The 25,357-nt window shown below is 57.1% G+C and carries 21 protein-coding genes; 10 read left to right on the top strand and 11 right to left on the bottom strand.

Annotated features, from left to right (window positions below; translation table 11 throughout):
- Nucleotides 1-4: 4 nt before the first annotated feature.
- Nucleotides 5-1,882 carry a cobaltochelatase subunit CobT gene (gene cobT / locus AC2FH9_RS12555; RefSeq protein ID WP_142634986.1) on the bottom strand — a complete coding sequence of 626 codons (1,878 nt, stop codon included), beginning with the start codon at nt 1,880-1,882 and terminating at the stop codon, nt 5-7.
- A 557-nt stretch (nt 1,883-2,439) separates the two neighbouring features.
- Between cobT and AC2FH9_RS12550 the strand changes: the two genes are divergently transcribed.
- Complete coding sequence (locus AC2FH9_RS12550; RefSeq protein ID WP_496871757.1) at nt 2,440-3,165, top strand: hypothetical protein; 726 nt, start codon at nt 2,440-2,442, stop codon at nt 3,163-3,165.
- 93 nt (nt 3,166-3,258) lie between these two features.
- On the opposite strand, the gene cobS is transcribed toward AC2FH9_RS12550, so the two are convergent.
- A complete protein-coding gene (cobS, locus tag AC2FH9_RS12545) occupies nt 3,259-4,242 on the bottom strand; it encodes a cobaltochelatase subunit CobS (protein WP_496690879.1) in 984 nt (327 codons plus the stop codon).
- A 450-nt stretch (nt 4,243-4,692) separates the two neighbouring features.
- Between cobS and AC2FH9_RS12540 the strand changes: the two genes are divergently transcribed.
- Entirely contained in the window at nt 4,693-5,580 is an 888-nt protein-coding gene (locus tag AC2FH9_RS12540; protein ID WP_496871756.1) for a Hint domain-containing protein, read from the top strand.
- 5 nt (nt 5,581-5,585) lie between these two features.
- Here AC2FH9_RS12540 and AC2FH9_RS12535 read toward each other — a convergent pair whose 3' ends face one another.
- Nucleotides 5,586-6,212, bottom strand: coding sequence for a J domain-containing protein (locus AC2FH9_RS12535; protein ID WP_496689725.1), 627 nt, complete (start codon nt 6,210-6,212; stop codon nt 5,586-5,588).
- Nucleotides 6,213-6,319: 107 nt separating this feature from the next.
- Here AC2FH9_RS12535 and AC2FH9_RS12530 point away from each other — a divergent pair, with 107 nt between their 5' ends.
- A complete protein-coding gene (locus AC2FH9_RS12530) occupies nt 6,320-6,574 on the top strand; it encodes a BolA family protein (RefSeq protein WP_142634975.1) in 255 nt (84 codons plus the stop codon).
- Between the two features lie 298 nt (nt 6,575-6,872).
- Nucleotides 6,873-7,919, top strand: coding sequence for a glycosyltransferase family 4 protein (locus AC2FH9_RS12525; protein WP_496871755.1), 1,047 nt, complete (start codon nt 6,873-6,875; stop codon nt 7,917-7,919).
- Nucleotides 7,920-7,971: 52 nt separating this feature from the next.
- Here the strand turns inward: AC2FH9_RS12525 and AC2FH9_RS12520 are convergent, their stop codons facing one another.
- From AC2FH9_RS12520 to pepN, 5 genes are all read right to left on the bottom strand, one after another.
- On the bottom strand, nt 7,972-8,403 hold the full coding sequence (locus tag AC2FH9_RS12520) for a DUF4177 domain-containing protein (protein ID WP_281972785.1): 432 nt from the start codon (nt 8,401-8,403) through the stop codon (nt 7,972-7,974).
- 182 nt (nt 8,404-8,585) lie between these two features.
- Nucleotides 8,586-10,097, bottom strand: a complete 1,512-nt coding sequence (gene gatB / locus AC2FH9_RS12515; RefSeq protein ID WP_271950243.1) for an Asp-tRNA(Asn)/Glu-tRNA(Gln) amidotransferase subunit GatB — start codon at nt 10,095-10,097, stop codon at nt 8,586-8,588.
- A gap of 70 nt (nt 10,098-10,167) precedes the next feature.
- Nucleotides 10,168-11,427, bottom strand: a complete 1,260-nt coding sequence (locus AC2FH9_RS12510; protein ID WP_496871754.1) for a hypothetical protein — start codon at nt 11,425-11,427, stop codon at nt 10,168-10,170.
- A gap of 129 nt (nt 11,428-11,556) precedes the next feature.
- Nucleotides 11,557-11,985, bottom strand: coding sequence for a hypothetical protein (locus AC2FH9_RS12505; protein ID WP_496871752.1), 429 nt, complete (start codon nt 11,983-11,985; stop codon nt 11,557-11,559).
- The gene (gene pepN, locus AC2FH9_RS12500; protein ID WP_496871750.1) at nt 11,982-14,591 is read right to left on the bottom strand and encodes an aminopeptidase N; all 2,610 of its coding nucleotides are present in this window, start codon (nt 14,589-14,591) and stop codon (nt 11,982-11,984) included. Before pepN ends, AC2FH9_RS12505 begins: the two co-directional genes overlap by 4 nt.
- 219 nt (nt 14,592-14,810) lie before the next feature.
- Between pepN and AC2FH9_RS12495 the strand changes: the two genes are divergently transcribed.
- The 3 genes from AC2FH9_RS12495 (at nt 14,811) to AC2FH9_RS12485 (ending at nt 18,394) form a co-directional block, all read left to right on the top strand.
- The gene (locus AC2FH9_RS12495) at nt 14,811-16,943 is read left to right on the top strand and encodes a malate synthase G (protein WP_496871748.1); all 2,133 of its coding nucleotides are present in this window, start codon (nt 14,811-14,813) and stop codon (nt 16,941-16,943) included.
- Nucleotides 16,944-16,968: 25 nt separating this feature from the next.
- On the top strand, nt 16,969-17,394 hold the full coding sequence (locus AC2FH9_RS12490; protein WP_271950308.1) for a GlcG/HbpS family heme-binding protein: 426 nt from the start codon (nt 16,969-16,971) through the stop codon (nt 17,392-17,394).
- A 220-nt stretch (nt 17,395-17,614) separates the two neighbouring features.
- Nucleotides 17,615-18,394 carry a gamma-glutamyl-gamma-aminobutyrate hydrolase family protein gene (locus tag AC2FH9_RS12485; RefSeq protein WP_496694845.1) on the top strand — a complete coding sequence of 260 codons (780 nt, stop codon included), beginning with the start codon at nt 17,615-17,617 and terminating at the stop codon, nt 18,392-18,394.
- Between the two features lie 42 nt (nt 18,395-18,436).
- Here the strand turns inward: AC2FH9_RS12485 and AC2FH9_RS12480 are convergent, their stop codons facing one another.
- Nucleotides 18,437-20,677: a xanthine dehydrogenase family protein molybdopterin-binding subunit gene (locus tag AC2FH9_RS12480; protein WP_496871746.1), complete on the bottom strand. Its 2,241-nt coding sequence runs from the start codon at nt 20,675-20,677 to the stop codon at nt 18,437-18,439.
- A gap of 3 nt (nt 20,678-20,680) precedes the next feature.
- The gene (locus AC2FH9_RS12475) at nt 20,681-21,145 is read right to left on the bottom strand and encodes a (2Fe-2S)-binding protein (protein WP_496871745.1); all 465 of its coding nucleotides are present in this window, start codon (nt 21,143-21,145) and stop codon (nt 20,681-20,683) included.
- Nucleotides 21,146-21,247: 102 nt separating this feature from the next.
- Between AC2FH9_RS12475 and AC2FH9_RS12470 the strand changes: the two genes are divergently transcribed.
- A complete protein-coding gene (locus tag AC2FH9_RS12470) occupies nt 21,248-21,826 on the top strand; it encodes a TetR/AcrR family transcriptional regulator (RefSeq protein ID WP_496871743.1) in 579 nt (192 codons plus the stop codon).
- Here the strand turns inward: AC2FH9_RS12470 and kynU are convergent.
- On the bottom strand, nt 21,819-23,012 hold the full coding sequence (gene kynU, locus AC2FH9_RS12465) for a kynureninase (RefSeq protein WP_496871741.1): 1,194 nt from the start codon (nt 23,010-23,012) through the stop codon (nt 21,819-21,821). The genes AC2FH9_RS12470 and kynU overlap by 8 nt on opposite strands.
- Nucleotides 23,013-23,195: 183 nt before the next feature.
- Here kynU and AC2FH9_RS12460 point away from each other — a divergent pair, with 183 nt between their 5' ends.
- Together AC2FH9_RS12460 and AC2FH9_RS12455 are read left to right on the top strand one after the other, a co-directional pair.
- The gene (locus tag AC2FH9_RS12460; RefSeq protein ID WP_496789530.1) at nt 23,196-23,648 is read left to right on the top strand and encodes a methyltransferase family protein; all 453 of its coding nucleotides are present in this window, start codon (nt 23,196-23,198) and stop codon (nt 23,646-23,648) included.
- A gap of 128 nt (nt 23,649-23,776) precedes the next feature.
- Nucleotides 23,777-25,348, top strand: a complete 1,572-nt coding sequence (locus AC2FH9_RS12455; RefSeq protein WP_496701713.1) for a Re/Si-specific NAD(P)(+) transhydrogenase subunit alpha — start codon at nt 23,777-23,779, stop codon at nt 25,346-25,348.
- The last annotated feature ends 9 nt before the right edge of the window (nt 25,349-25,357 follow it).

The raw sequence follows: 25,357 nt of genomic DNA, 5'->3' as shown, positions 1-25,357 counted from the left end.
CGATTCAGCCTACTCTCTTCATTCCCATCACCCGTGCTCGTGCGCGCGGATCACTGTCAAACAGAGCGGCCAGTTGCTCGGTCATGGCTCCGGCCAGTTGCTCGACATCCGTGATGGTCACGGCGCGGTCGTAATACCGGGTCACGTCATGGCCGATGCCGATGGCAAGCAATTCCACCATCTTGCGCTTTTCGACCATCCCGATCACATCGCGCAGGTGCTTTTCCAGATAGTTTGCTGGGTTCACGCTGAGCGTTGAATCATCGACCGGCGCCCCGTCCGAGATTACCATCAAAATCTTACGCTGCTCGCGCCTTGCCGTCATCCGGCGATGCGCCCATTCCAGCGCCTCGCCGTCGATATTTTCCTTCAGCAGACCTTCTTTCATCATCAGCCCCAGATTGGGCCGGGCGCGTCGCCACGGGGCATCTGCGCCTTTGTAGATGATATGGCGCAGATCGTTCAGACGACCGGGCTGCTGTGGGCGGCCATCGTTCAGCCAGGCCTCGCGCGCCAACCCGCCTTTCCACGCTCGCGTGGTAAAGCCCAGAATCTCGACCTTGACGTTGCAGCGTTCCAGCGTGCGTGCCAGAACATCCGCGCAGATCGCCGCGATCGAAATAGGTCGCCCGCGCATCGAGCCCGAATTATCCAACAGCAGCGTCACCACCGTATCGCGGAACTCAGTGTCCTTCTCGACCTTAAAGCTCAGCGGTGTGGTTGGGCTTGCAACAACACGCGCCAGACGGCCCGCGTCCAGAATGCCTTCTTCGCGGTCGAATTCCCAGCTGCGGTTCTGTTGCGCCTGCAACCGGCGCTGCAATTTGTTGGCCAAACGGCTGACGGCGCCTTTCAGCGGTTCTAGCTGTTGATCCAGATAGGCCCGAAGGCGTTCCAGCTCAGCGGGCTCCGCCAGATCCTCGGCGGCGATCTCTTCGTCATGGGTGCTCAGGTAGACCTTATAGTCGGGATCAGCATCGGATGCAGGCGGAGGGGCAGGCGGCTCCAACGGGGCCTCGCCCTCGGGCATCTCGGCCTCTTCTCCCATTTCATCCTCGGCCATCTCATCCATGGAGACTTGGGCCTGAGACTGATCCTGCTGTTCTTCCTGTGACTGCTCAGGCGTCGCATCCGCGTCCTGTTCGTCCTGATCATCCTGACCAGTGCTGTCGGGGTCGGGCTGTTCTTCGGCGTCGTCTTCGGCCTGATCTTCCTGATCTTCGTCCAGCTCATCCGGGTCATCGCCCAGCTGATCGCCATAGCCCAGATCCTTGATCATCTGGCGTGCAAACTTGGCGAATTCGGCCTGGTCCGAAAGCACCTCGTCAAGGTTCTCCAGTACGCCCCCTGCCTGATCTTCGATAAACCCGCGCCACAGGTTCATGACATTGTCAGCCGCAGGCGGCAGGTCGCGACCAGTGGCCAGGTGCCGGATCAGATAGCCGGCGGCCACCGAAAGAGGCGCGTCAGCTGGCTGTTTGCACTGATCATACCCACGCCGGATCGCTTCGTGCCCGATCTTGACGTCGATGTTGGACGCAGTGCCTGGCATGTCCCGCGCACCCATCGCTTCGCACCGGGCAACCTCCATCGCCTCATACAGATCGCGGGCCATGTCACCCGGAGGCGCATAGCGATTATGAGTAGCATCATCGTGATAGCGTCGCTGCAAAGCCAAAGCATCCGCGGTCCCGCGCGCCAACAGAACCTCTTCCCGCGTCATGCGCCGCGAGACCTGAGGCAACCGCATCGACTCACCCGACAGGCCCGACGGGTCGACCGTATAGCTCACCGTAAGTTCCGGATCGTCGGCCATCACTTTGGTGGCTTCGGCCAGAGCTTTTTTGAACGGATCAGCGGGGTTGTCTTTGGGTTTGCTCATCGGTGGCAGGTCCGGTCTTGTTCTACTTGGGCAACCTAGAGCCAATCATAGGTCTTGACCATAGGGTCGGCCTTGTTTTCCGGGTAATCAGCGGCACGCCCGAATTGCAAAAACGCCGGACTTGTAGAAAAGGGGCAACGCCCGGCTTCTGCGTGGCCTGTGATTCTAACTGGGGGTGACTTTTCCATCAGTACAATGCAAAACGAACGGTACACGAACGCGTGATATAGTTATTTGTTTGGGACGGTTTTATGGGACTCTGAAGACAAATTCGAAAATTGTTCGGGATCAAAAGGCAGACCATAGATTTACAGCCCTCGGGCTGGCTAGCCGAGAATGTTTTCTGTCAGTCACCCTCAACGCCGCTGAGTGAGATAGTTCACGTTTTCGATCCCAAATACAAAGATCCTGACCCAATCAACCTAGTGCATATCGTCAATTTCTTTTCTGTCGACGGAGCGATGAATGATGTCCAGCGCGCTACGTTGGATAGCATGGTGACTGCCTAATCAGATCCGTTGGCTGGTGAAGGTGAAACAACTTTGGTGTAGGTTCCGGTGCATGGGGACGAAGATCTGATTCAGGCCCATTACGGCCTGCAAGTTGCGACAAAACTGAAACGCACGGTTCTGGATGTCGGAACGTTTCGAATTCCTCGGCCTTTGCCACTTTTGTTTGATGTTCTGGAAAAGGGTGCATCCGTTGCGAAACCCGGAGATTTTGTAATCTACACTAATGCAGATATTTGTCTTCAGCCCTATTTTTATGGCGCGGTACGTCAGCTTATTGCGGGTGGTTTCGATGCCATCACGATCAATTGTCGGACATTTGGCGATGCGCATGGGTTTTCCCATGACCCCCTGTCTATGGGTGAGGTCGGTATGCAGCATCCGGGTTTCGACTGCTTTATTTTTTCCAAAGAAGTTTTCGATCAATTTGTCCGCACAGATTCCTGCCTCGGGATGTCTGGGGTCATACAGCCAATGCTATTCAATCTCGCTGCGCACTCGAAACGAATGCTGATGCTCAAGAATGTCAGTCTGACGTTTCATTTCGGCGATGATCGGCCGTGGAAAACCCAGGACTTTGATGATTATGCCATGCATAACTTCACAGAGGCGGCAGATAGTTTAACCAAATTGGCGGAAGACGTCAGTAAACGCGGTCATCTTCGCGAATTCTGTGACAATCACATTGGAATCTGGAAACTTGACGACGATGGATTGTTGGCTCCAGATGCGGCTCAAGAAGTTGCACAGGCACATTTGGCCAATAATGCATAAAGGCTAACTTTCGTAGCATTTGATGATGTGGCCCTACCAGAGCTTCCGAAAGCCTGTGCCACGCACAAGCCCCCGGCAATTCCGTATAATTTGTTATCCCAAGCTGGTGCTTGCAGCGCTTTCCGGGAGTTCCTCGTCAAAACACCGCTGATAGAACTCGGCCACTGTCTGGCGCTCCAGCTCGTCGCATTTGTTCAGAAAGGATAGGCGGAAAGCATAGCCGACATTGCGGAAAATCTCGGCGTTTTGGGCCCAGTTGATTACCGTTCGGGGGCTCATCACGGTCGAAAGATCACCGTTCATGAACGCAGTCCGAGTCAGATCGGCAACGGTGACCATCTGAGCGACGATCTTGCGGCCCTCGGCAGTGTTGTAATGCGGCGCTTTGGACAGAACGATCATCGTTTCTGCGTCATGGCTAAGGTAGTTCAGCGTCGCGACCAGAGACCAACGGTCCATCTGGGCTTGGTTGATCTGTTGTGTGCCGTGATACAGGCCGGTCGTGTCACCCAGGCCAACAGTATTGGCGGTGGCAAACAGGCGGAAATACTTGTGCGGGGTCAGAATCTCGTTCTGGTCCAGCAGGGTCAGGCTGCCATTGGTTTCCAGAACGCGCTGGATCACAAACATCACGTCTGCGCGCCCGGCGTCGTATTCGTCAAAGACGATCGCAACAGGGTTACGCAGAGCCCAGGGCAGAATTCCTTCGTGGAAATCCGTAACCTGCTTGCCGTCGCGCAGTTTGATCGCGTCCTTGCCGATCAGGTCGATCCGGCTGATATGGCTGTCGAGGTTCACACGCACAGCCGGCCAATTCAGGCGTGCGGCAACCTGTTCGATATGGGTCGATTTACCGGTGCCGTGATAACCCTGAATCATCACGCGGCGGTTATGGGTAAACCCTGCGAGGATTGCCAGCGTCGTATCTGGGTCGAACTTATATGTCGGGTCGATCTCGGGAACCCGTTCTGTCTGTTCGTAAAAGCGTTTGACCTGCATGTCAGAATCGATGCCGAACACATCTCGGACCGAAATCTCTTCTGTTGGTTTTGCGTTTGCGTCAATCGGCCAATCCATGCCTGTCGTCCTTATCCTGATACCGCGGCCCCCGCGCGGGCTTCTGAACCCGTGTGTGGTGCAACATATTGCGGGTAAGGGCAAGAGGAAGCGGCGAGGCTAAAAGGCTGAGGCGCAGTTTCATTCGTATTGACGCACTCGGCATACCGCCTCCGTTCGTTTCAGATAAAGGCACAGTGCCCAATCGGTTTACACATAAGGAGATGGTCGTGGTGAAATTGCACTTTTACATCAGGCGATATTGTTGGCCAGCAGGCAACAATATGCATTCAAATATGAAAATATCACTTAGTTTGGGGGTAACTGTGTTTTAGACTGAACATATTGGTGAGTTTTGATGGGTTCCGAGTGAGGTGGTTTATGAGAAGCTTGGTTCAGGCTGCATTCAGTTCTGTACTTTCCATGGTCATTTGTTGGTGCACTCGCTCGTCGGCATCCTGGGCTTGACCAATGGCTTTTGATGCCCTTCTCCATACTGTCAACAGAACCGGCCGCGGAGACCTGATCGTTCAGGACACGACCGTTCCTGCCATTATCTCTGGCTCTACGATCTCGTTCGACGGTGGGGCAACGTTCCAGACCTACACATATCTTGGCCAAGGCAATTACCGTGGCACAGGGGAATCTGGCGAGTTCATTCGGGTGGGCGGCCAGGTTTATGCCTGGGACACGGCGAACCCGACGGGCCCGATGACATTGGGGAACTGGAAGATCACGACCTCGGATCTTGATCCAACAGACCCACCCTGTTTTGTTTCCGGGACTTTGATTGATACCGACAACGGACCGGTTCCGGTCGAGAAATTGGTTGTTGGCGATAGGGTGCTCGTCTCGAATGGCGGGGCACTGCCTATTGTCTGGATCGGCAAAAGGGCTCTTAGCACTATGGCTTTGCACAGCAGGCCAAAGTTCAGACCTGTCTGCATCCGGAGAAATGCCCTGGGCAAAGGGGTGCCGGATCAGGATTTGTACGTGTCGCCTCAGCATCGGATCGTGCTGGAAGGCTGGCGGGCCGAGTTATTGTTTGGCGAAGCAAAGGTTTTTTCGGCTGCCATCCATTTGGTCAATGGCGATACGGTCTATCAAGTATCGCCCGATAAGCCGGTAGAATATTTTCACATTGCCTGCGAACGGCACGAGATTTTGACATCCAATGGCGTGCGCAGCGAAAGCCTGTTTCTGGGCGACAGAGCGCTGCAATCCTTTCACCGCGAAGACGTCGACGAATTGCGCGCGCTATTCCCTGAACTGTGTGCTGAGGCGTCGGTTCCTCGAACGCGGTTACGTTGCTTGAAGCGCCCCGAAGTGCTGGCGCTGCAGGGTATGGCCAGCAATTAAAACGCCTATTTAAAGTTCCGGCTGTCTTTGATCTGGTCCCAGGCCCAGACAACCTCTTGCAGCTGCTCTTCCTGCGAGCGGTCGCCGCCGTTCATATCGGGGTGCAACACCTTGATCAGCTTTTTATAGGTCTTTCGGATTTCGGCCTTGGACCAGCTGTCATTGGCTTCCAGAATCTCGATAGCGCGACGTTCGGTCGGGGGCAGGCGGCGGCCGCCTCCGCCTGTAGTGCGCCCTTTGTTCTGGGTACTGTTCGCGCCCAGCACCTGGTGCGGGTCTTCGATTCCCAAACGGGCCCAGGCACGTGCCTCGGGATCGCCCATGGGTTTGGTTTCACGCTCCCAGACTTTGTCCTTAGACTGTTGAGCATTCATTTCGGCCTCGGTCGTGCCGTCGAAGAAATTCCATTTCTGGTTATACTCGCGCACATGCTGCTGGCAGAACCAGAAGAAATCATCCAAAACATCCGGTGCTTTCGGGGCCCGAAATTTACCAGGCTCTTCACAGCCCTCATGGTCACAGATTCGCACCGAAGTTTCAGACGCGCCAGACATACCACGCCGTCCACGCGGGTTTTTTTTCTTCGCGCTGGAGACGGACATATCGAATCCAAATGGGTCTGATTTCGTCATGCTATGATCCTTAAGAACGCATCTTCTCGACTCGGAGGCAGCAGTTTAGTCTAAGCAGCCGAAAGTAGAAGAGGGGGGCGGTAATATTTTTGCCGCTGAGCGTAAAAATGACCGTGACCGAAGAAATGCGAAGCCGCCTGCAATCGGCGTTTGATCCACATGAGCTTGAAATCGTTGACGACAGCGAAAGCCACCGCGGGCATGCCGGATTCCAAGAAGGTGGTGAAAGCCATTTCAACATCCGAATCCGCGCGGCTGCATTCGAGGGGCAATCTCGCGTTGCCCGCCACCGCGCAGTGCACAAGGCGCTTGGAGATATCGTGCCGCGGATCCATGCTCTGGCATTGGATATAGGTGTTTAGGCAGGCTTTTGTAACGCGGCCCGGAACGGTCGCACCCCTGCAGAGAAGACAATTCGCGGGTTTTGCCGTGATCGTTCAGAGATTGGTACAGGGTCGCGGGTTGGATAGGTGAAAGCCGGCCGGTAATTTTTCGGTGTTTTGGTGATTTCGACCGGTTTCTTGCACTGATTGCAACAAATCAGGAAATTCAGCCTGAATGTGAAAACATTCCATGCATAACAGTTGCTCGAACGCGGGCCCTAATCTACCCTCCATTGACGGGATGTTTTTCAGGTATTTGGTTTTGAGAGTTCTTTTTGTGCAGGCTGGATTTGGGCCTGGGGGGGCAGAGAAAGTAATCGCCATGGTTTCAGGGCATTTTGCCCGGCGCGGTTGTGCTGTTCACGTTACCGGTTTTCAGATGCCGACCGATGGTCCCTATTTCCCGATGCATCTCGATGTTGCACTCAGCGTTGCAGAAAAGGCGACGGGACAGGCGTCACGTATTACGCATATCCGCTCTGTCATAAAGAAATTCCGACCGGACGTTGTAATCTCATTCCTGACCAAGGTGAATGTTCAGACTCTTCTGGCAAGCGTTGGAACCGGGATTCCCGTTATCATTTCTGAACGCAACAATCCGCTGCGACAGGACGCACATCCCCTTTGGGCACCGCTTCAGGGGATTGCGGGGATAAAGGCAGCAAAGGTTGTCGGGCTGACACATCGCGGATTGGCGGATCTTCCCTTCACTTTGCGCAAGAAGGGGATGGTTATTCCGAACCCGATCCTCCCCTTTGAGCGAGTTGAAACCTCTGGCACGAGGCGGGGTGTGCAACTGGTCGCGGTTGGCCGCCTCGTTCGGCAAAAGGGGTTCGACATGCTGCTGCAGGCGATGCAGCGCATTCATTCCCAAGCTCCAGATACCAGGCTGATTATCTATGGTGAGGGCAGCGAGCGGGAAAATCTGCAGAAACTGCGCGATGATCTGGGGCTACAGTCGGTTGCTCGGCTGCCCGGCAATACGATCGAAGTCGGGGAATGGGCGCAGCGCGCAGACATTCTGGTAGCGACCTCGCGGTTCGAAGGGTTTCACAATGTCGTCGCTGAGGCGGCGGTCAGCGGGATACCGGTCGTGTCTTTCGATTGCGATTACGGTCCGTCAGAGTTTATTCAAAACGGACGGAACGGATATCTGGTTCCCGTCAACGATGTCAGTGGTTTGGAACAGGCAGTGCTGAAGCTGATCCATGAACCCGACCTCAGGGCGCAGATGTCCAAGGTGTCACCTACGCTAAAGGCCGATCTGTCCCCGGATCAGGTCTTTGCCCAATGGGACACGCTAATTCGCGACGTCACGAGCTGAGATTCAAAACGCTACTCCTGACAGCTGTTTTTGACAGACCCGGTAAGGGCAATCAGGTTTTTTGACCTTCAGTCTCTGCAGTTTCGTCTTCCGATTTTTCTGTTTCAGCACCTTTCAGCGACAAAGGCGGCTCTTTGGCCTGTTCAGCAATGGGGGCCGGGGCCTGAACGGTATCGGGACCAGGAACAGGTTGAGCAAGAGCAACGCCATCCTTTGTTTCGGTCGGGCCAGGTGTCGGGGCAACAGGCACATCAATTTCACGGCGGAATATCAGCACATTGCGCCAGTTCACGGTGCTGCCGGTCAGGCCGGAGCGTTCCTCGCTGGGCAACAACTCGGCGCGTTGATATTCCCAGCCATCCTGCCCCATCTGGTTTAGCACTTGTTCAATAGAAGCAGCGAAACGTCCCTCGGCTGACTTTTCACCCTTGGTCTTGGCAGACTTTTGGGGGGAAGGGACAACTTTGTATTCGTAGCGGGGCATCGGAATTCCTACCTGTAAGTTCCGGGTAATCTAGCAGGTTGATCACAATGGGAAAGTCATCATAGCGCAGCGGGCGAATTCCGGCACATCTGCTGGTGCGGGCCTGGTGCCACAAATGACAAGCGGCGGGACTTTGCGCAAAGGCTAAAGTCCCGCCGCCGAAATCAGTAAAACCGAAAGATCTACGATCCCAGTTTCTTGGCAATCAGCTCGTTAACGGCCTTGGGATTGGCCTTGCCGCCAGTCGCCTTCATTACCTGACCAACGAACCAGCCGGCCAGTTTCGGGTTTACCTTGGCCTTCTCGACCTGTGCCGGATTGGCGGCGATGATCTCGTCCAAAGCGGCCTCGATCGCGCCCGTGTCCGTCACCTGCTTCATGCCGCGGTCTTCGACGATCTGCGCCGGATCTCCGCCTTCGGTATAGACGATTTCGAATAGGTCCTTGGCGATCTTGCCCGAGATCGCGTCCGAGGAAATCAGGTCGATGATGCCGCCAAGCTGTGCAGGTGAAACCGGCGAGTCGGTGATCTCGTGATCTTCCTTTTTCAGGCGGCCAAACAGTTCGTTAATGACCCAGTTTGCAGCCAGTTTGCCATTGCGACCCTGCGCGACCTCTTCGAAATAGGCAGCCGATTCAACATCAGCAGTCAGCACCGATGCGTCATAGTCCGTCAGTCCGAACGTGCTGATAAAACGCGCTTTTTTATCGTCAGGCAGCTCGGGAAGGTTGGCGGCGATGTCGTCAACCCAGGCCTGCTCGATCTCTAGCGGCAGCAGGTCAGGGTCAGGGAAGTAGCGATAGTCATGCGCTTCTTCCTTGGACCGCATCGAACGCGTCTCGCCCTTGTCCGGGTCATACAGGCGGGTTTCCTGATCGACCTTGCCACCACCTTCGACGATGGCGATCTGGCGGCGGGCCTCGACCTCAATGGCTTGCTGGATGAAGCGCATCGAGTTCATGTTCTTGATCTCACAACGGGTGCCCAGATGCGAGAAATCCTGTGTTTCCTGATACTTTTCATAGGCCCCCGGCAAACAGATCGAGACGTTCACGTCTGCCCGCAAATTGCCGTTCTGCATGTTGCCATCACAGGTGCCCAGATAGCGCAGGATCTGACGCAACTTGGCGATATAGGCGGCGGCCTCTTCCGGGCCGCGAATGTCGGGGCGGCTGACGATCTCCATCAGGCAAACACCGGTTCGGTTCAGGTCGACGAAGGACATATGCGGGTCCATGTCGTGGATCGACTTGCCCGCGTCCTGTTCCATGTGGATGCGTTCGATCCGCACCATGCGCGCGGTGCCGTCGCCCATCTCGACCAAAACTTCACCTTCGCCGACAATAGGCTGATAAAGCTGGGAAATCTGATAACCCTGCGGAAGGTCGGGGTAGAAATAATTCTTGCGGTCAAAAGCCGATTTCAGGTTGATATCGGCTTTCAGGCCCAATCCAGTGCGCACGGCCTGTTCGACGCAATATTCGTTGATCACCGGCAGCATCCCCGGCATTGCCGCGTCCACAAAGGCCACGTTCGAGTTCGGCTCGGCCCCGAATTGGGTCGACGCGCCAGAGAACAGCTTGGCATTGGACGAGACCTGCGCATGCACCTCCATCCCGATTACCAGTTCCCAATCGTGCTTGGCCCCGGCAATGGTTTTGGGCTTAGGCATTTCGTATGTCAGGTCGAGCATGGCGCGCCTCATTTCCGCAGAAGTCTAAGCCTGCGTATTAGGCCCGGCGCGCCAAAGGGGCAAGGGGGAATCAGTGTCCTGACAGGTGCAACCCTGTCGGAGTAAAGGTCACATCCATGCCGCTGCGCAGTTCCTCGCGAAACAGGTCACCGATTGCCCGCAACGCATCGCGGTGCCCGCGGGCTGCAAACCGTTCGGGCGAGTTGATGCGGACCGAGTTATTGAACCCTTGTGCCGCATGGGCCCAGATCAGCGGATGCAGTTCGGTCAGGTGATCACGGATCAGCCAGTTGGCCGCGTCGTGGATCTGAGCGCGCACCGCGTCGGCCTTTTCATTCCCCCCAAGGCCGTTCTGGATGGTTATCGCACAATAGGCAGCCAGCATATTGACCATCTGCTGGTCGGGGCGGTTGCGCAGAATATCGTGCAAACCCTGCAGGAAATATTCGATATCCAGCCGTGCGCAGGCTTCGTCGTCCAGGGCGATGGCATCAAACTGGACCCAAGTGTAGCCACCGGCGCCCCAAAGGTCATGGGTACGGGCTGCATTGCGCAGGGCCTGAACCTCAAGCTCTTCATAGCTGCCGAACCAGCGTGGCAGCAAGTGGGTGCCCATTGCACGCATATGGCGTTGGTTATGCGGGTCCAGCGTAATCAACTGTTCATACTGATCAGCCACGCGCAGATTGGACTTGCGCTGACCTGCCAGCAGAGCACAGCCAACAGCCGCAACCAGCGCATTGTTGGGCGCGGCTTCGCGGCATTTTGGCAGGATATCGGCCGCGCGGTCGAAATGGGCGGTGCAGCGAGACCGGTGCAAGGGGGGAAGAACTGCGTTTGTCGCAGTGCCGCGCCACGCCCAGGCCAGGTCAATATGCGCCATAGCCACAACAAGGGCGATCATCGGATCATCCTCATGCGCCCGCATTTCATCCTCAAGCTCAGAAATTCCGCCAAGAAGATCATAGTCTGACAATGCCCGATAATCGGACAGAGCGTGTTCGACCGCCAGCACTACATCGGACCGAGCGCCGAATGCCAGCAAATCCGCGATTGGCATCCCATCGGGCGCAGTTTCGCGCGCGTCATCGGCGGCACGCATCTTTGCAGAAAGGTCTGCCCACCGATCCTGGCGGGCCAGATCGCGGCCAAGTTCGATGACGTCCTGACCGATCAGTTCATCGGCCGAGACATTTGCGACGGGGATATTTACCGAACCCTGATCTGGCAGAGCAGCGGCCAGCACTGCATCGGCGGCGTCGAAATCTGACGCAATTTTCAAGGATTGGTGTGGAACGCGGGCCTTTTGGGCCATCAGAAACCGGAACATGCTTACACTCGAAACAAAAAAAATCGTAACCTAGCTTTAGAGACTGGCCTCTATTTGGCTCAAATTCAAGCTACAACCGTCTTATTGTCGCTTTGTTCCGGTCAATGCGCCCTGAGGCTCGAGATCGTTTCAAAATGGGCCGAAATGATGCCGTTCAACCTTTAGACCAGCCTCTTTCAGGCGGGACTCGAGTTTCTTATGCGGAGGGGTCGACTCATCGGGCAGGCGAATCCGCTTTTCCGAGGTCAGCACCAGCGACATGCGCACCGAGAAATCCCAGCGTGTATCCAGACGCACATGGTCGATTTCGCTCAATCTTACGCCAGCCTCGCGCCGCCCCGAGAACCACCGCAGCCCATCCTGATCCAGCCGGAGCCCCGAACGGGTGTTTTGTGCAAAGTCCCATAATGCGGGCAGGGTGAACAGGGCCAGCAGGCCAATCAGCCACCAGACGGCATCAAAGGCGATGACCAACACAGCCAGCGCGGAATAGACCGACAGCAGAATGGCGATGACCTGCGGTGACCTGTTATGCCGTGTATAGGAATAGGGGGTCATGCGTTCAGGATGCGCGTCACCATTTCGGTCGTGTCCCGTGAAAGGTCTGGCGTTTCGGCGATGCGAGTCAGCTGGGTGCGGATAAGGGCCTGGCGATCTACGTCATAGCGCTTCCACGTCTGGAATGCCGAACACATCCGCGCCGTGGTCTGCGGATTGACCGGATCTAGTTTGATCAGCCAGTCCGCCAGCAGAGAATAACCAGCTCCATCAGCACGGTGGAAACCGGCGTGATTCGTCGCCAACGCCCCCAGAACAGCCCGGAAACGGTTCGGGTTCCTCCAGTTGAAATCCGGGTGCCCGGTCAGGTGGCTTACGATATCTGCTGTCTCTGCCGGGGCTGACATCGCCACCTGCAGGCCGAACCATTTGTCCATCACCAGCCGGTCATCTTGCCACCGGTCATAAAACGCGTTCAGTTCCTGTTCCCCTTTGCCCGCACGCAACAAGCAGGACAAAGCCGAAAGCTGAAGGGTCATGTTATCGGCGCGCTGATAATCCTCGGCCGCTTTTGCACCCCCGTCCAGCCGTGAGGTCAACGCCAATGCGGCCCCACCCAGAGCCCGCTGGCCGGCTTGTTCTGCGTCCGGGCTAAAGGCGGCTTCGATGCTGGTTTCGCTGTGCAGGCGGGGCAGCAGATCCTGAACGTGCTGGGCCGTTACCTGCCGCAGCGTTTCAACAGCGGTCCAAATGGCCATCGGGTCGGGCGTGACACCCTGTTCATGCATCATCGCAGCAAGTTCAGATTGGGAGGGCAACCCCAGCATCAAGGCACGATAAGACGGGTCAAGATCGCTGTCGCGCAATACGGCGAGGATGCCATCGAGATAATCCGTTTCCGGTGCCGCATCCGTCAAGATCATCTTGATCAGCGTGTCTTCGGCTAAAGATCGCCCTGCTTGCCAGCGGTTGAACGGGTCGCTGTCATGAGCCAGCAAAAAAGCTCGCTCAGCGCTGCTCTGGTCATGTTCCAGAATCACGGGGGCCGAGAAATCGCGCAGGATTGAGGCCGTGGGTTTGGGCGGATTGGCACCGGACACGCGTTCCGCTCCTTCGCAACCCTGCAAGCGCCAGCCTTCTGCTGTGTATTCGAAAGCAAAGCTCTGGGTTTCCTGCGTGAACTCCAGAATGGTTGTGGGCATGGTTTCATCCCCGTTCGCGCCGATCAGCCCGACCGCAACGGGGATAACCTGCGGCAGTTTTTCTGACTGTCCGGGGGTCGGGTCGGTGCGCTGTCTCAGCGTCAAGGTGTAGATGCCATCAGTCCATTCTTCGGTCACCGATACGCGCGGGGTGCCAGATTGGCTGTACCAGCGTTTGAACTGGGTCAGGTCGCGACCTGTGGTGTCTTCAAACACCTTGATCCAGTCCTCGATGGTGCAGGCCTGACCATCATGCCGATCAAAATACAGCTCCAGCGCCTGTGCATAGGCCTCGTCACCTACCAGACGTTTCAGCATTCCGATCACCTCGGCGCCTTTTTCGTAGACCGTCGCGGTGTAGAAGTTGTTGATCTCCTGAAAGCTCTCTGGCCTTACCGGATGTGAAAGCGGGCCGTTATCCTCGGCGAACTGGCGCGCCCGCAGGTCTATGGCATCGTGGATGCGCTTCACCGGGGCTGAACGCATGTCCGAGGTGAATTGCGCATCGCGGAACACGGTCAGACCCTCTTTCAGGCACAGCTGAAACCAGTCGCGGCAAGTGATGCGGTTGCCGGTCCAGTTGTGGAAATACTCATGCGCAATGATCGCCTCGATCCGTTCGAAATTCATATCGGTGGATGTCTCAGGGCTGGCCAGCACGGCGGACGAGTTGAAAATGTTCAGACCCTTGTTTTCCATCGCCCCCATGTTGAAATCATCGACGGCGACGATGTTAAAGACATCCAAGTCGTATTCGCGGCCATAGACGTCCTCGTCCCATTTCATCGACTTCTTCAGCGCCTCCATACCGAAGGCGCATTTTCCCTCATCACCGGGGCGCACCCACAGGTTCAGTTCAACCTCGCGGCCCGATTTGGTTGTGAACTGACCGGGATGTGTAATCAGGTCGCCTGCGACAAGGGCGAACAGATAGGCGGGTTTGGGCCAGGGGTCATTCCATTCGGCCCAGCCATCCCCCTTGCCGGTCGGGTTGCCGTTCGAGAGCAGAACCGGCAACGCGCCATTAATGCGTACGGTGAAGATCGACATCACGTCGGGTCGGTCGGGATAGAAGGTGATCTTGCGAAACCCCTCGGCCTCGCATTGGGTGCAATACATGCCGTTCGACATGTAGAGCCCCTCAAGCGCAGTGTTGTTGCCTGGGTCGATTTCGACTTCGGCTTCCCAGACAAATGCCGCGTCGGGGACAACCGCTGTCAGGCCGGTCTCTGTAACGTCTGGAGTGATCTCAACCCCGTCAACAGTAGCACGGATCAGTTTCAGTTGCTCACCATGCAGGAAAAACTGACGGTCTGAGGCATCAGGATTGGGCCGGAAGGTGATGCGCGAAGTCACTCGGGTCGCATTTGGGGCCAGATCAAAGGTCAGATGTACGCTGTCCACCAGATAACCAAACGGTGTGTAGTCTTTCAGATAGATCGTCGTGGGGGCTGCGTCGCGCATCGGTGGCCTCGAATGGGTTGGTATCAGGCGCGACGTTATGGGTTGCTGCGATGGGCTGCAAGCGGTGCAAGTAAGCTTGCTCAATAGGCGATAAGTATCTGTCGATGTCGAAGTGGCCTGACGACCAAAGACCCAAACTGACCAAGACATGTTGCCTATCGGAAATATCCGCCCTAATTGGGGCCTGTATACAACGGCGTACATACGAGGGAATGTGGCATGAGCAGCAGACAGGTGCGGAGCGGACTCAAGGTCGACGGGATTCTGACCGAATTCATAGAAGGGCATGCTCTGTCTGGAACAGGCGTTGCGGCTGACACCTTCTGGAACGGGCTTGCGCAGATGGTTCACGAGTTGGGCCCAAAGAACCGTACACTTTTGGCAAAGCGGGCCGATATCCAGGGGCGCGTCGATGCCTGGCATCTGGAAAACAATGGCCAGCCGCATAATGCTGCCGCCTATCAGGATTTCCTGCGCGAGATCGGTTATTTGGTGGCTGAAGGCAGGGATTTTCAGATCGAAACTGACAATGTGGATCCCGAGATCGCGTTGATTCCCGGTCCTCAGCTGGTGGTTCCTATTACCAATGCGCGTTTTGCACTGAACGCTGCGAATGCGCGCTGGGGCAGCTTGTATGACGCGCTTTATGGCACCGACGCGATGGGCGATCTTCCCGTCGGTGGTGGTTATGATGATGCGCGCGGAGCACGCGTGATTGCTTGGGCCAAAGCGTTTCTGGACGATGCCGCCCCGCTGGCCAGCGGATCGTGGGCTGAAATGTCAGAACTGCGCGTTGAAAATGGGGTTCTGGTGCCTGCGCTGGCAGATCCAGCGCAGTTTGTGGGTTTTGGCGGTGCCGCTGAAAACCCGGACTTTGTTCTGCTGAAGAACAACGGTCTGCATGTCAAAGTCGTGATTGACGCTTCCAGCACCATTGGCGCCACCGACCCGGCCGGTATTGCTGACGTGCATCTTGAATCGGCGCTGTCGACGATTATGGACTGCGAAGATTCAGTCGCCTGTGTTGATGCCGAGGACAAGGTGGTTGCCTATGGCAACTGGCTGGGCCTGATGAAGGGTGATCTGACCGAAGAGGTCAGCAAAGGCGGCACGACTTTTACACGCAAACTGTCCGATGACCTGACCTTTACCGCGGCGGACGGTGGCGCTGGTGTTCTTAAGGGCCGGTCGCTGATGCTGGTCCGCAATGTGGGGCACCTGATGACCAACCCCGCCGTTCTGGATGCCGAAGGGCGCGAGATCGGCGAAGGTCTGATGGACGCGCTGTGCACCACTCTGATTGCGATGCACGACCTGCAGCGCGATGGCGGCAACTCGGTCACTGGTTCGGTCTACGTGGTAAAGCCTAAGATGCACGGACCTGAAGAGGTTGCCTTTGCCGTCGAAATTTTCGATATGGTTGAAGACATCCTTGGCCTGCCGCGGAATACCGTTAAGCTCGGTATTATGGATGAAGAGCGCCGCACCTCGGCGAACCTCAAGGAATGTATCCGCGCCGCCAAATCGCGCGTGGCCTTCATCAACACCGGCTTTCTGGACCGGACCGGGGATGAGATCCACACCTCGATGGAGGCAGGACCAATGCTGCCCAAGGGCGACATCAAGAACACGCCGTGGATTGTGTCTTATGAAGATCGCAATGTTGATATCGGTCTGGCATGTGGCTTGAAGGGCAAGGCACAGATTGGCAAAGGCATGTGGGCGATGCCCGACCGTATGGGTGACATGCTGGACGCCAAGATCGGTCACCCGAAATCGGGCGCAACTTGCGCCTGGGTGCCGTCGCCGACTGCCGCGACACTGCACGCAACACATTATCATAAGGTCAACGTCCTAGAGCGCCAGGACGAATTGGCTGCCGGTGGCGCACGTGGTACGCTGGATGATCTGCTGACTGTGCCTTTGCTGGGCGGCCGCAACCTCAGCGATGATGAGATTGCGCGTGAGATCGAAAACAACGCGCAAGGCATCCTGGGCTATGTGGTTCGCTGGGTCGATCAAGGCGTTGGCTGTTCGAAAGTGCCGGACATCAATGATGTTGGCCTGATGGAAGACCGTGCCACCTGCCGGATTTCGTCTCAGGCCTTGGCCAACTGGCTGCATCATGGCACTGTCGATGAGGCGCAAGTCATGGCCGCGATGCGGAAAATGGCCGTAGTGGTCGATCGGCAGAATGATAGCGATCCGGCGTATCGCCCAATGGCTCCCGGTTTCGACGGCATCGCCTTCCAGGCGGCCTGTGATCTGGTTTTCAAAGGCCGTGTTCAGCCCTCGGGTTATACTGAACCTGTCTTGCACGCCCGCCGTCTGGAGATGAAAGCCAGCCTTTAACCCAACAGAAATGACTGGATCGAATATGGTAATTTCTTTGCGCAAAGCCCGTACCCTTATCCGCAAAGCCCTTGAAAAAGGGCGCGAGTTGGGGCTGAAACCCCTCTCGGTCATCGTTCTTGATGCTGGTGGCCACGTCATCGCGTTTGAGCGTGAAGACGGTGCTGCCCCTGGTCGTTTTGCGATTGCGCAGGGCAAGGCCTATGGCTCGGTCATGCTGGGGATGGCGGGCACAGCCCAGATGCAACGCGCCGAGGCGCAGGCCTATTTCATGGCCGCCGTAAACGGTGTTTATGGCGGTCAGGTCGTGCCGGTTCCGGGCGGTGTTCTGCTGCGTGACCGAAAAGGTGCCGTAATCGGCGCAGTCGGTGTGACCGGCGACACGTCGGATAACGACGCCATCGCTGCCATGGCCGGGATCGAAGCGGCCGGGCTGACTGGCGAAGTTTGACCTTTGGTGAACTCGGAGAGCCGGCAAAGGCTCTCCGATCTTTACGCGGCACAAGCGGCGCGCAAAGCGAACAGGGCCTATTCGGCGGTGGTCCGATCAGGCCCCTTGTTGTGCAGGGGTGAACAGAGACTTGCGCTGACACACAGGCTATGTGCTATTGCGCGCCTGTGACCCTGTCGATACCTTTCCCGGAACGTGCGGAAAGAACTAGGAAAGAATAATGGCTCGACCTGTCGTCGGTATCATCGGCAATTCATATTTGATGAACGATCAATATCCGACTCATGCCGGCGGCACGATGAACTCGGATGCGGTGGCCAATGTCTCGGGTTGCTTGCCGATGCTGATCCCTGCCGACCCGCGGTATGTCTGTGTTGAGGAACTGTTGCAAGTCTGTGATGGCTTCCTGCTGACAGGAGGACGCCCCAATGTACATCCCGAGGAATATGGCGAACCCGCAACCGAAGCACACGGTGATTTCGACCGGGCTCGCGATGCGATCACGTTACCTTTGGTGCGGGCCTGTGTCGAAAGGGGGCAGCCCTTTTTCGGTATCTGCCGCGGCTTTCAAGAAGTTAACGTGGCCATGGGCGGAACACTTTATCCAGAAATCCGGAATTTGCCGGGGCGAATGAACCACCGGATGCCACCCGACGGCACGTTGGAAGAAAAATTTGCCCTGCGCCATGTGGTCAACCTGACCGAGGGGGGCGTGTTTCATCGGTTGATGGGCGCTGCCGAGGTGATGACCAACACGCTGCACGGGCAGGGGATCAAAACGGTTGGACATCGCATTGTGATTGACGGCGCTGCACCAGACGGCACGCCCGAGGCGATTTATGTGCAGGACGCGCCCGGTTTCACCCTGTCGGTGCAATGGCACCCGGAATGGGACGCGGTCAATGACCCTGTCTCGCGGCCGCTTTTTGAGGCGTTTGGCGATGCGGCACGCGACTGGTCCGCAGGAGTGCGATCGGGATTGGTTAAACAAACCGCCTGAGTCCCTGCGCCGGCCCTGATTGAAGGGACCGGCGCTTTGCTATCAAACCAGCAGATCGAATTGGTTGATCAACGGCAAGCTGCGGGCGCGCTTGCCGGTAAGGTCGAATAGGGCGTTGCCAAGTGCTGGCATCGACGGAGGCGTCCCCGGCTCGCCCACACCACCCAGATGGCGATTGGTTTCCAGAATGCGGACCTCGGTCACCGGGGCATTATGCATCCGCAGCGCGTCATAGTCGGGGAAGTTATATTGCTCGACCTCACCGTCGGCGAAGGTGATCTCACCCATCACGGCTGCTGACAGGCCATAGATCATGCCACCGAACATCTGCGCCTCAATCGTTCCGGGATCCAGCGCCAGCCCCACATCGCAGGCAATCCACGCCTTTGCGATGCGAATGGTGCCGTCCTCATCGACCACCTCGATCACCTGCGCCACCGGGGTGCCAAAGCTATAGGTCATTGCCACGCCACGACCAACACCGGCAGGCGTATCACCCGTCCAACCTGACATTTCCTTGACGGCTTGCAGGACAGCTGCCGAAGGCGCGTGCTCATTTTGGGCCAGCTCAAGTCGGAATTCCAGCGGATCGCGACCGGCGACCAGGGCCAGCTCGTCCATGAATGTCTCGTGGAAGAACCCGTTATGGCTGTTGCCGACAGAGCGCCAGAACCCCACAGGTACATCCAGATCGGCGATGTGGCCGCTGACGCGGTAGTTCGGCACGGCATAGGGCTGGTTAAAAAGACCTTCGACCAGGACCTTGTCGGGGCCAGCGCCGGGCAGGCCCGATATGCGTTCCACGGCCTGTTGCGTGCAGGATTGCGATGCAACTCTGGCGTCGATCAAAACCGCCTTGCCGTCTTTGACTGCGCCACGCATCCGCGCCAGTGCACCGGGTCGGTAGAAGTCATGGCGCATGTCCTCCTCGCGGCTCCAGGTGGTCTGGACCGGAGTATTGGGCATGGCCATGGCAACTTTGGTTGCGATTTCGATGAAATCCAGCTCTCCACGACGACCAAATCCGCCCCCAAGATAGGTGGTGTGAATCTCGACCGCTTCTTTATCCAGATTCGCCGTGTTTGCAGCGCGGGTCAGAAGGAAAGTCGGCGCCTGGTTGCCACACCACAGCTCGAGCCTGGAACCAGTGAACAGCGCGGTGGCGTTCATGGGCTCCATCGTGGAATGCGCCAGATAGGGTACCTGATATTCAGCGGTGATTTCGGTGGCCCCTTCGGGCAAGGTTTCAACATCGCCATCGTCACGCATGGTCGAATTTGGCGAGTCGTCAAACGCCTCGGCAATTTTTGCGAATATACCGTCAGTATCCGGCGGGTATGGGGCGTCGGCCCAATCGACGTCTATGGCCTCAACCGCTTGAATGGCCAGCCAGGTGTTATTGGCAATAATCGCCACGCCGTTGCCCAGATCGACCACCTTTTCCACGCCGGGCATGGATTCCGCAGCGCTGGCGTCAAAGCCGTTCATCGCACCGCCCAGTTTTGGGTTCATCCGGACCGAGGCGAATTTCATACCTTCGGGGCGCACGTCGATGCCAAACTCGGCCGTGCCCGTGGATTTTCCAACCATGTCGACTCGTGGCAGATTCTGTCCCAGCAAACGCCAGTCTGAGGGATCGCGCAGCTCGACCTGCATGGGTTCGATCTGCCCGGCGGCCTCAGCCAGTTCGGTATAGGGAATGCGCGTCCCGTCCGGCGCGATCACGGCGCCGTTTTCGGTCTTCAACTGGTCACGCTCCAGGCCCAGACGATCAGCCGCTGCTTGTTTCAGCGTTTCCCGGGCTGTGGCCCCGGCTTCGCGCATGCGTTCGAACCCATCGCGCATCGAGGTCGAGCCGCCTGTGACCTGCAGACTGACAACCTTGCCCAGAACGCCCAACGACTGTGCCAGATTGTGCTGGAAATTCGAGATGTCATATCCCTTGTTCGGCAGGCTCTCACCCAAAATGGCCGAGTTGTAATAGGCGGCTGCCGCAGGCCCGTGAAGGACCCGGATATCGTCCAATTCGACGTCCAGTTCTTCGGCAATTAGGGCTGCCCAAGTGGTCATTACGCCCTGTCCCATCTCGGCACGTGGCGCGAACAGGGTTACGCCCTGCTGATCAATCAGGATGAACGGGCTAAGCGCGGTTTCCCCATCGCCAGGCTTCAGCGGGTTGCCTGCCGGGCGGCTGACATAATAGGCGCCAAACGCGACGCCGCCAACAATGGCGGCTGAGCCGATGAGAAACGTGCGGCGAAGAATTTTTCCTACGGAGGCCATCGCTTATGCCTCCTTCAGTCTGGAGGCTGCGTCATGGATCGCGGCACGGATACGGGGATAGGTGCCGCAGCGGCACAGATTGCCCTGCATCGCATCGTCTATGTCCTGATCCGTGGGGCTGGGGTTCTCGGCCAATAGCGCGGCGGCATGCATGACCTGACCCGACTGGCAATAACCGCATTGCGCAACCTGATGGTCAACCCAGGCCTGCTGTATCTTGGCCATCGCGTCCGGGCTGCCCAGACCTTCGATTGTGGTGACGTCACCCCAGACATCGGACAAGGCAACCTGGCAAGAGCGCACGGCTTCTCCGTCTATATGAACGGTACAGGCGCCGCATGCCGCAACCCCGCAGCCAAACTTGGTGCCGGTCAGTCCGATCTCGTCGCGCAGAACCCATAAAAGGGGGACATCCTCGGGTAGATCGACCTCATATGACGTCCCATTTATCTTTAAGCTGGCCGTCATGGCTGCGTCTCCCTCTTGGCATTTAGTGACGTTCTGACATAAATGGGTGTGAGTGTCAGAGTGTCAACTGACAAATTGAGTGAAAAGTGTCAAAAGGTTCAGATGAGAGATTTCGTGCTAGACGCAAAGTACCTTGCCATACTGGAATCGGCGCGTAAGGCATTCGCGGCTTACGGCTTTAAAAAGACGTCGATGGATGAAATCGCAAAGGGCGTGGGGATCTCGCGCCCTGCATTGTATCTGTATTTCGACAACAAAGAGGCGATCCTGCGCAGACTCACCGAGTTGCACTATGAGGAGAAGATCGAAGCCGTTGCGAAAGCCCTTCATGCAGACGGCTCGGTTTCGCAGATCATCGGCCAGGCAATCCACGTGCAGACCGATGGTATGGCTCAGATCATGTCCTCTCCACACGGGATGGAACTGTTGGATGCAGGAAAGTCGCTGGCCTCGGATATAATCACGCAGGGCGAGGCCCGGCTGCAATCTTTATATACCGGGTGGCTACAGAAAGAAGCGTCGAATGATCGTGTCCGTTTGTTTGATGGCGCAAGAGAGACTGCGGAGACCATTGCCTCTGCGCTGCGGGGAAACAAAATCAGCGCGACGGATTTTCAAGAATTCGACCGGATGAACTCGAACCTTGCCGCCATGATTGGTGCAGCGTTGGAAATCAGGTAACCCGCTGTCTGACTTTGTATTCCGGTGCGTCCCATAACCGGTTGGTCATGATGTCGGCCAGAATGTCCACCGCGCCGTTTACATCCTGCTCATCGATATAGAGCGGGGTGAACCCAAAGCGCATGATGTCCGGGGCGCGGAAATCACCGATCACGCCGCGCGCGATCAAGGCCTGCATTGCGGCATAGCCATCGGCGAAACGGAATGAAACCTGACTGCCACGCTGCGCAGGGTCGCGGGGGCTGGCCAGTTTCAGGTTAGGGCAGGTGGCCTCGACGCCCGAAATAAACAGCTCGGTCAGTTCGATTGACTTGGCGCGCACGTCTTTGATGTTGGCCATGTCCCAGATGTCCATCGCCGCAGACAGCGCGGTCATCTGGATGATCGGAGGTGTGCCGACACGCATCCGCTCGATACCCTGTCCGGGGCGGTAATCTAGATCGAACGTGAACGGGGCTTCATGGCCCAGCCACCCGGATAATGCAGGGCGCACGCGATCCGCATGGCGGGGCGCCACATAGATGAACGCCGGCGCGCCAGGGCCTCCGTTCAGATACTTATAGCTGCAGCCAACGGCAAAATCCGCATTGCAGCTGGACAACTCAACCGGGATCGCCCCTGCGGAATGGGCCAAATCCCAAACGGTTATTGTGCCGTTCGCATGGGCCTGTTCCGTCAGCGCCTTCATGTCATGGATCCGGCCAGACCGGTAATCGACCTCGGTCAGCATCAGAACCGCGACGTCTTTGGTGATGTTTTCGGAAACTTCCTCGGGTGCGACCACCCGTAATTCGTATTCCGATCCGAGTGAACGCAGCAGGCCGTCGACCATATAAAGGTCCGAAGGGAAATTGCCGTTATCAGACAGCACAACCTTGCGGTCGGGGCAAAGCTCCAGCGCCGAGGCAACAGCCTGATAGACCTTGATCGACAGGGTATCGCCGGTCACGATGGTACCCGGTTCCGCCCCGATCAACCGCCCGATACGGTCGCCAAGCCCGGTCGGAAGCCCCATCCACCCGGCCTTGTTCCAACCGGTGATCAGCATTTGACCCCATTCGTGTGTCATCATTCCACTCACCCGCTCGGCGGCAGCACGTGGCAATGGGCCAAGCGAGTTGCCGTCCAGATAAATGGTTCCATTCGGCAGATCGAACATGGCTTTGGTTGCAGCGAAATCAGTCATGGAGGTCCTGTGCAGAATTCTGACAAATGTCTGACTAAAGGGCTATCTGATCAGTTCTGCCGTGTCTACGCGTTCGGCCGAAAATGCACAGATGCGACCAACTGTGGTTTTGCTTTCGTGGATGCAAAGCGGTACATACCCCGACAAATGCGACATCCATACCGCAGGATCAGAGGAACAAGCATGAAGCGCAAACTCGACATTCCGCCCGCTTGGTTGGTGGCCTTTGCTGTTCTCGCCTGGCTGCAGGCGACCTATGCGTCCTTCGGTCTGTCGCTGGCCAGCGGGTTTACCGACCTGCTCAGCGGCCTTCTGATCGGGGGCGGCGTCGTTCTTGTCGTGCTGGCGATTGCCGAGTTTCGTCGGCATCGAACGACCGTCCTGCCGCATGAAACTCCATCGAGTCTGGTTCAAACAGGTATCTTCAAGCGCAGCCGCAATCCGATCTACGTTGGCGATGTACTTATTCTGGCCGGCATGATTCTGCGTTTCGACGCGGTGCTGTCCTTGGTGTTGTTGCCTGTTTTTGTCTGGATTTTGGAACGCAGGTTTATTGTGCCGGAAGAAAGCCGTATGCGCCGTGCCTTTCGCACGGATTTCGCCAGATATGAAAGGCAAACCCGCCGCTGGATCTGAGGTGGACGGGATTTTACACGACGTAACAATGCTGCGCTTGCGAAATAATCTTGCGCAGTTAAAACTGGTTCTTCAGATAGAATGCCAACTATCCTTGCGAACTGACCGAAAATTAGGGGGACGCGCCGTTGAAGATTGGAACGCCAAAGGAAACATTTGACGGTGAGAACCGGGTCGCGATGACTCCGGATTCAGCCCGTCAACTGCAAAAGCTCGGGTATGAGTGCCTGATCGAGAAAGGGGCCGGCGCTGCGGCCGGGTTCTCGGACGCCACATATAAAGAGGCGGGTGTCGAGGTTATCGGAACCGCGGCTGCGCTGTGGAAAGCCGCCGACATCGTCGCCAAGGTACGTCAGCCAAATGAAACCGAGCTGAAGCGTCTTGCCAAGGGCAAGACATTGATCTCGTTCTTCAACCCCGCAGGGAATGAAAAGGGCATGGAGGCCGCCAAGTCCAAGGGCGCCAACGTGATCGCCATGGAAATGGTGCCGCGTATCAGTCGTGCCCAGAAGATGGACGCTCTGTCGTCGATGGCCAACATAGCGGGCTACCGCGCGGTGATCGAAGCGGGTAACAACTTTGGCCGGTTCTTCACCGGTCAGGTGACGGCTGCTGGTAAAGTACCGCCTGCCAAGGTTCTGATCGTAGGTGCCGGTGTGGCCGGTCTGGCCGCCATTGGCACCTCGACCTCTCTGGGTGCGATCACCTATGCGTTCGACGTACGCCCCGAAGTGGCGGAGCAGGTTGAATCCATGGGCGCCGAATTCGTCTATCTGGACTTCGAAGAAGACCAGCAGGACGGCGCGGCAACCGGCGGTTACGCGAGTGTTCAGTCCGATGAATTCCGCGAGGCACAGCTGGCCAAGTTCCGCGAGCTTGCTCCGGAAATGGACATCGTGATCACCACCGCGTTGATCCCCAACCGCGAAGCGCCCGAGCTTTGGACCAAGGACATGGTCGAAGCGATGAAACCGGGTTCGGTGATCGTGGACCTTGCGGCGGAAAAAGGCGGCAACTGCAAGCTGACCGTTGCTGACGAGAAGATCGTGACCGATAATGGCGTGACCATCATCGGCTATACCGATTTCCCAAGCCGGATGGCGGCACAGTCTTCGTCGCTTTACGCAACCAACATCCGTCACATGATGACAGACCTGACGCCTGAAAAGGACGGTCAGATCAACCATGACATGGAAGACGACGTGATCCGCGGCGCAACCGTGACGCATGCAGGTGAAATCACCTTCCCGCCACCGCCGCCGAAAGTTCAGGCGATTGCCGCTCAGAAAAAGCCTGAGGTCAGGGAGCTGACCCCGGAGGAGAAAAAGGCGCAGGAAGTTGCGGCCTTCAAGGCGCAAACCAAACAGCAGTTCACCTTGCTGGGTATCGGCGGTGCGCTAATGCTGTTGATCGGTCTGATTGCTCCGGCCAGCTTCATGCAGCACTTCATCGTCTTTGTGCTGGCGATCTTCGTGGGATTCCAGGTGATCTGGGGCGTCGCGCACAGCCTGCACACGCCTCTGATGGCGATTACCAACGCGATCTCGTCGATCATCATCGTTGGCGCAGTGATGCAGATCGGATCCGGGTCGTTCCTGGTTATTCTGCTGGCGGCTCTGTCCGTATTCATGGCCGGGATCAACATCTTCGGTGGCTTCCTCGTAACTCGGCGCATGCTTGCCATGTTCCAGAAATCTTAAGGAGGCCGG

The organism is Ruegeria sp. CDSC081 (genome assembly GCF_059610485.1).
The sequence above is the reverse complement of the archived record's forward strand: the minus strand, read 5'-3'. Positions and strand labels throughout refer to the sequence as shown.

Coding starts and splice junctions, on each gene's coding strand:
- cobT (WP_142634986.1), bottom strand. CDS start 1,882: ATGAGCAAACCCAAAGACAACCCCGCTGATCCGTTCAAAAAAGCTCTG.
- cobS (WP_496690879.1), bottom strand. CDS start 4,242: ATGGATTGGCCGATTGACGCAAACGCAAAACCAACAGAAGAGATTTCG.
- AC2FH9_RS12540 (WP_496871756.1), top strand. CDS start 4,693: ATGGCTTTTGATGCCCTTCTCCATACTGTCAACAGAACCGGCCGCGGA.
- AC2FH9_RS12535 (WP_496689725.1), bottom strand. CDS start 6,212: ATGACGAAATCAGACCCATTTGGATTCGATATGTCCGTCTCCAGCGCG.
- AC2FH9_RS12530 (WP_142634975.1), top strand. CDS start 6,320: ATGACCGTGACCGAAGAAATGCGAAGCCGCCTGCAATCGGCGTTTGAT.
- AC2FH9_RS12520 (WP_281972785.1), bottom strand. CDS start 8,403: ATGCCCCGCTACGAATACAAAGTTGTCCCTTCCCCCCAAAAGTCTGCC.
- gatB (WP_271950243.1), bottom strand. CDS start 10,097: ATGCTCGACCTGACATACGAAATGCCTAAGCCCAAAACCATTGCCGGG.
- AC2FH9_RS12510 (WP_496871754.1), bottom strand. CDS start 11,427: ATGTTCCGGTTTCTGATGGCCCAAAAGGCCCGCGTTCCACACCAATCC.
- AC2FH9_RS12505 (WP_496871752.1), bottom strand. CDS start 11,985: ATGACCCCCTATTCCTATACACGGCATAACAGGTCACCGCAGGTCATC.
- pepN (WP_496871750.1), bottom strand. CDS start 14,591: ATGCGCGACGCAGCCCCCACGACGATCTATCTGAAAGACTACACACCG.
- AC2FH9_RS12495 (WP_496871748.1), top strand. CDS start 14,811: ATGAGCAGCAGACAGGTGCGGAGCGGACTCAAGGTCGACGGGATTCTG.
- AC2FH9_RS12490 (WP_271950308.1), top strand. CDS start 16,969: ATGGTAATTTCTTTGCGCAAAGCCCGTACCCTTATCCGCAAAGCCCTT.
- AC2FH9_RS12485 (WP_496694845.1), top strand. CDS start 17,615: ATGGCTCGACCTGTCGTCGGTATCATCGGCAATTCATATTTGATGAAC.
- AC2FH9_RS12480 (WP_496871746.1), bottom strand. CDS start 20,677: ATGGCCTCCGTAGGAAAAATTCTTCGCCGCACGTTTCTCATCGGCTCA.
- AC2FH9_RS12475 (WP_496871745.1), bottom strand. CDS start 21,145: ATGACGGCCAGCTTAAAGATAAATGGGACGTCATATGAGGTCGATCTA.
- AC2FH9_RS12470 (WP_496871743.1), top strand. CDS start 21,248: ATGAGAGATTTCGTGCTAGACGCAAAGTACCTTGCCATACTGGAATCG.
- kynU (WP_496871741.1), bottom strand. CDS start 23,012: ATGACTGATTTCGCTGCAACCAAAGCCATGTTCGATCTGCCGAATGGA.
- AC2FH9_RS12460 (WP_496789530.1), top strand. CDS start 23,196: ATGAAGCGCAAACTCGACATTCCGCCCGCTTGGTTGGTGGCCTTTGCT.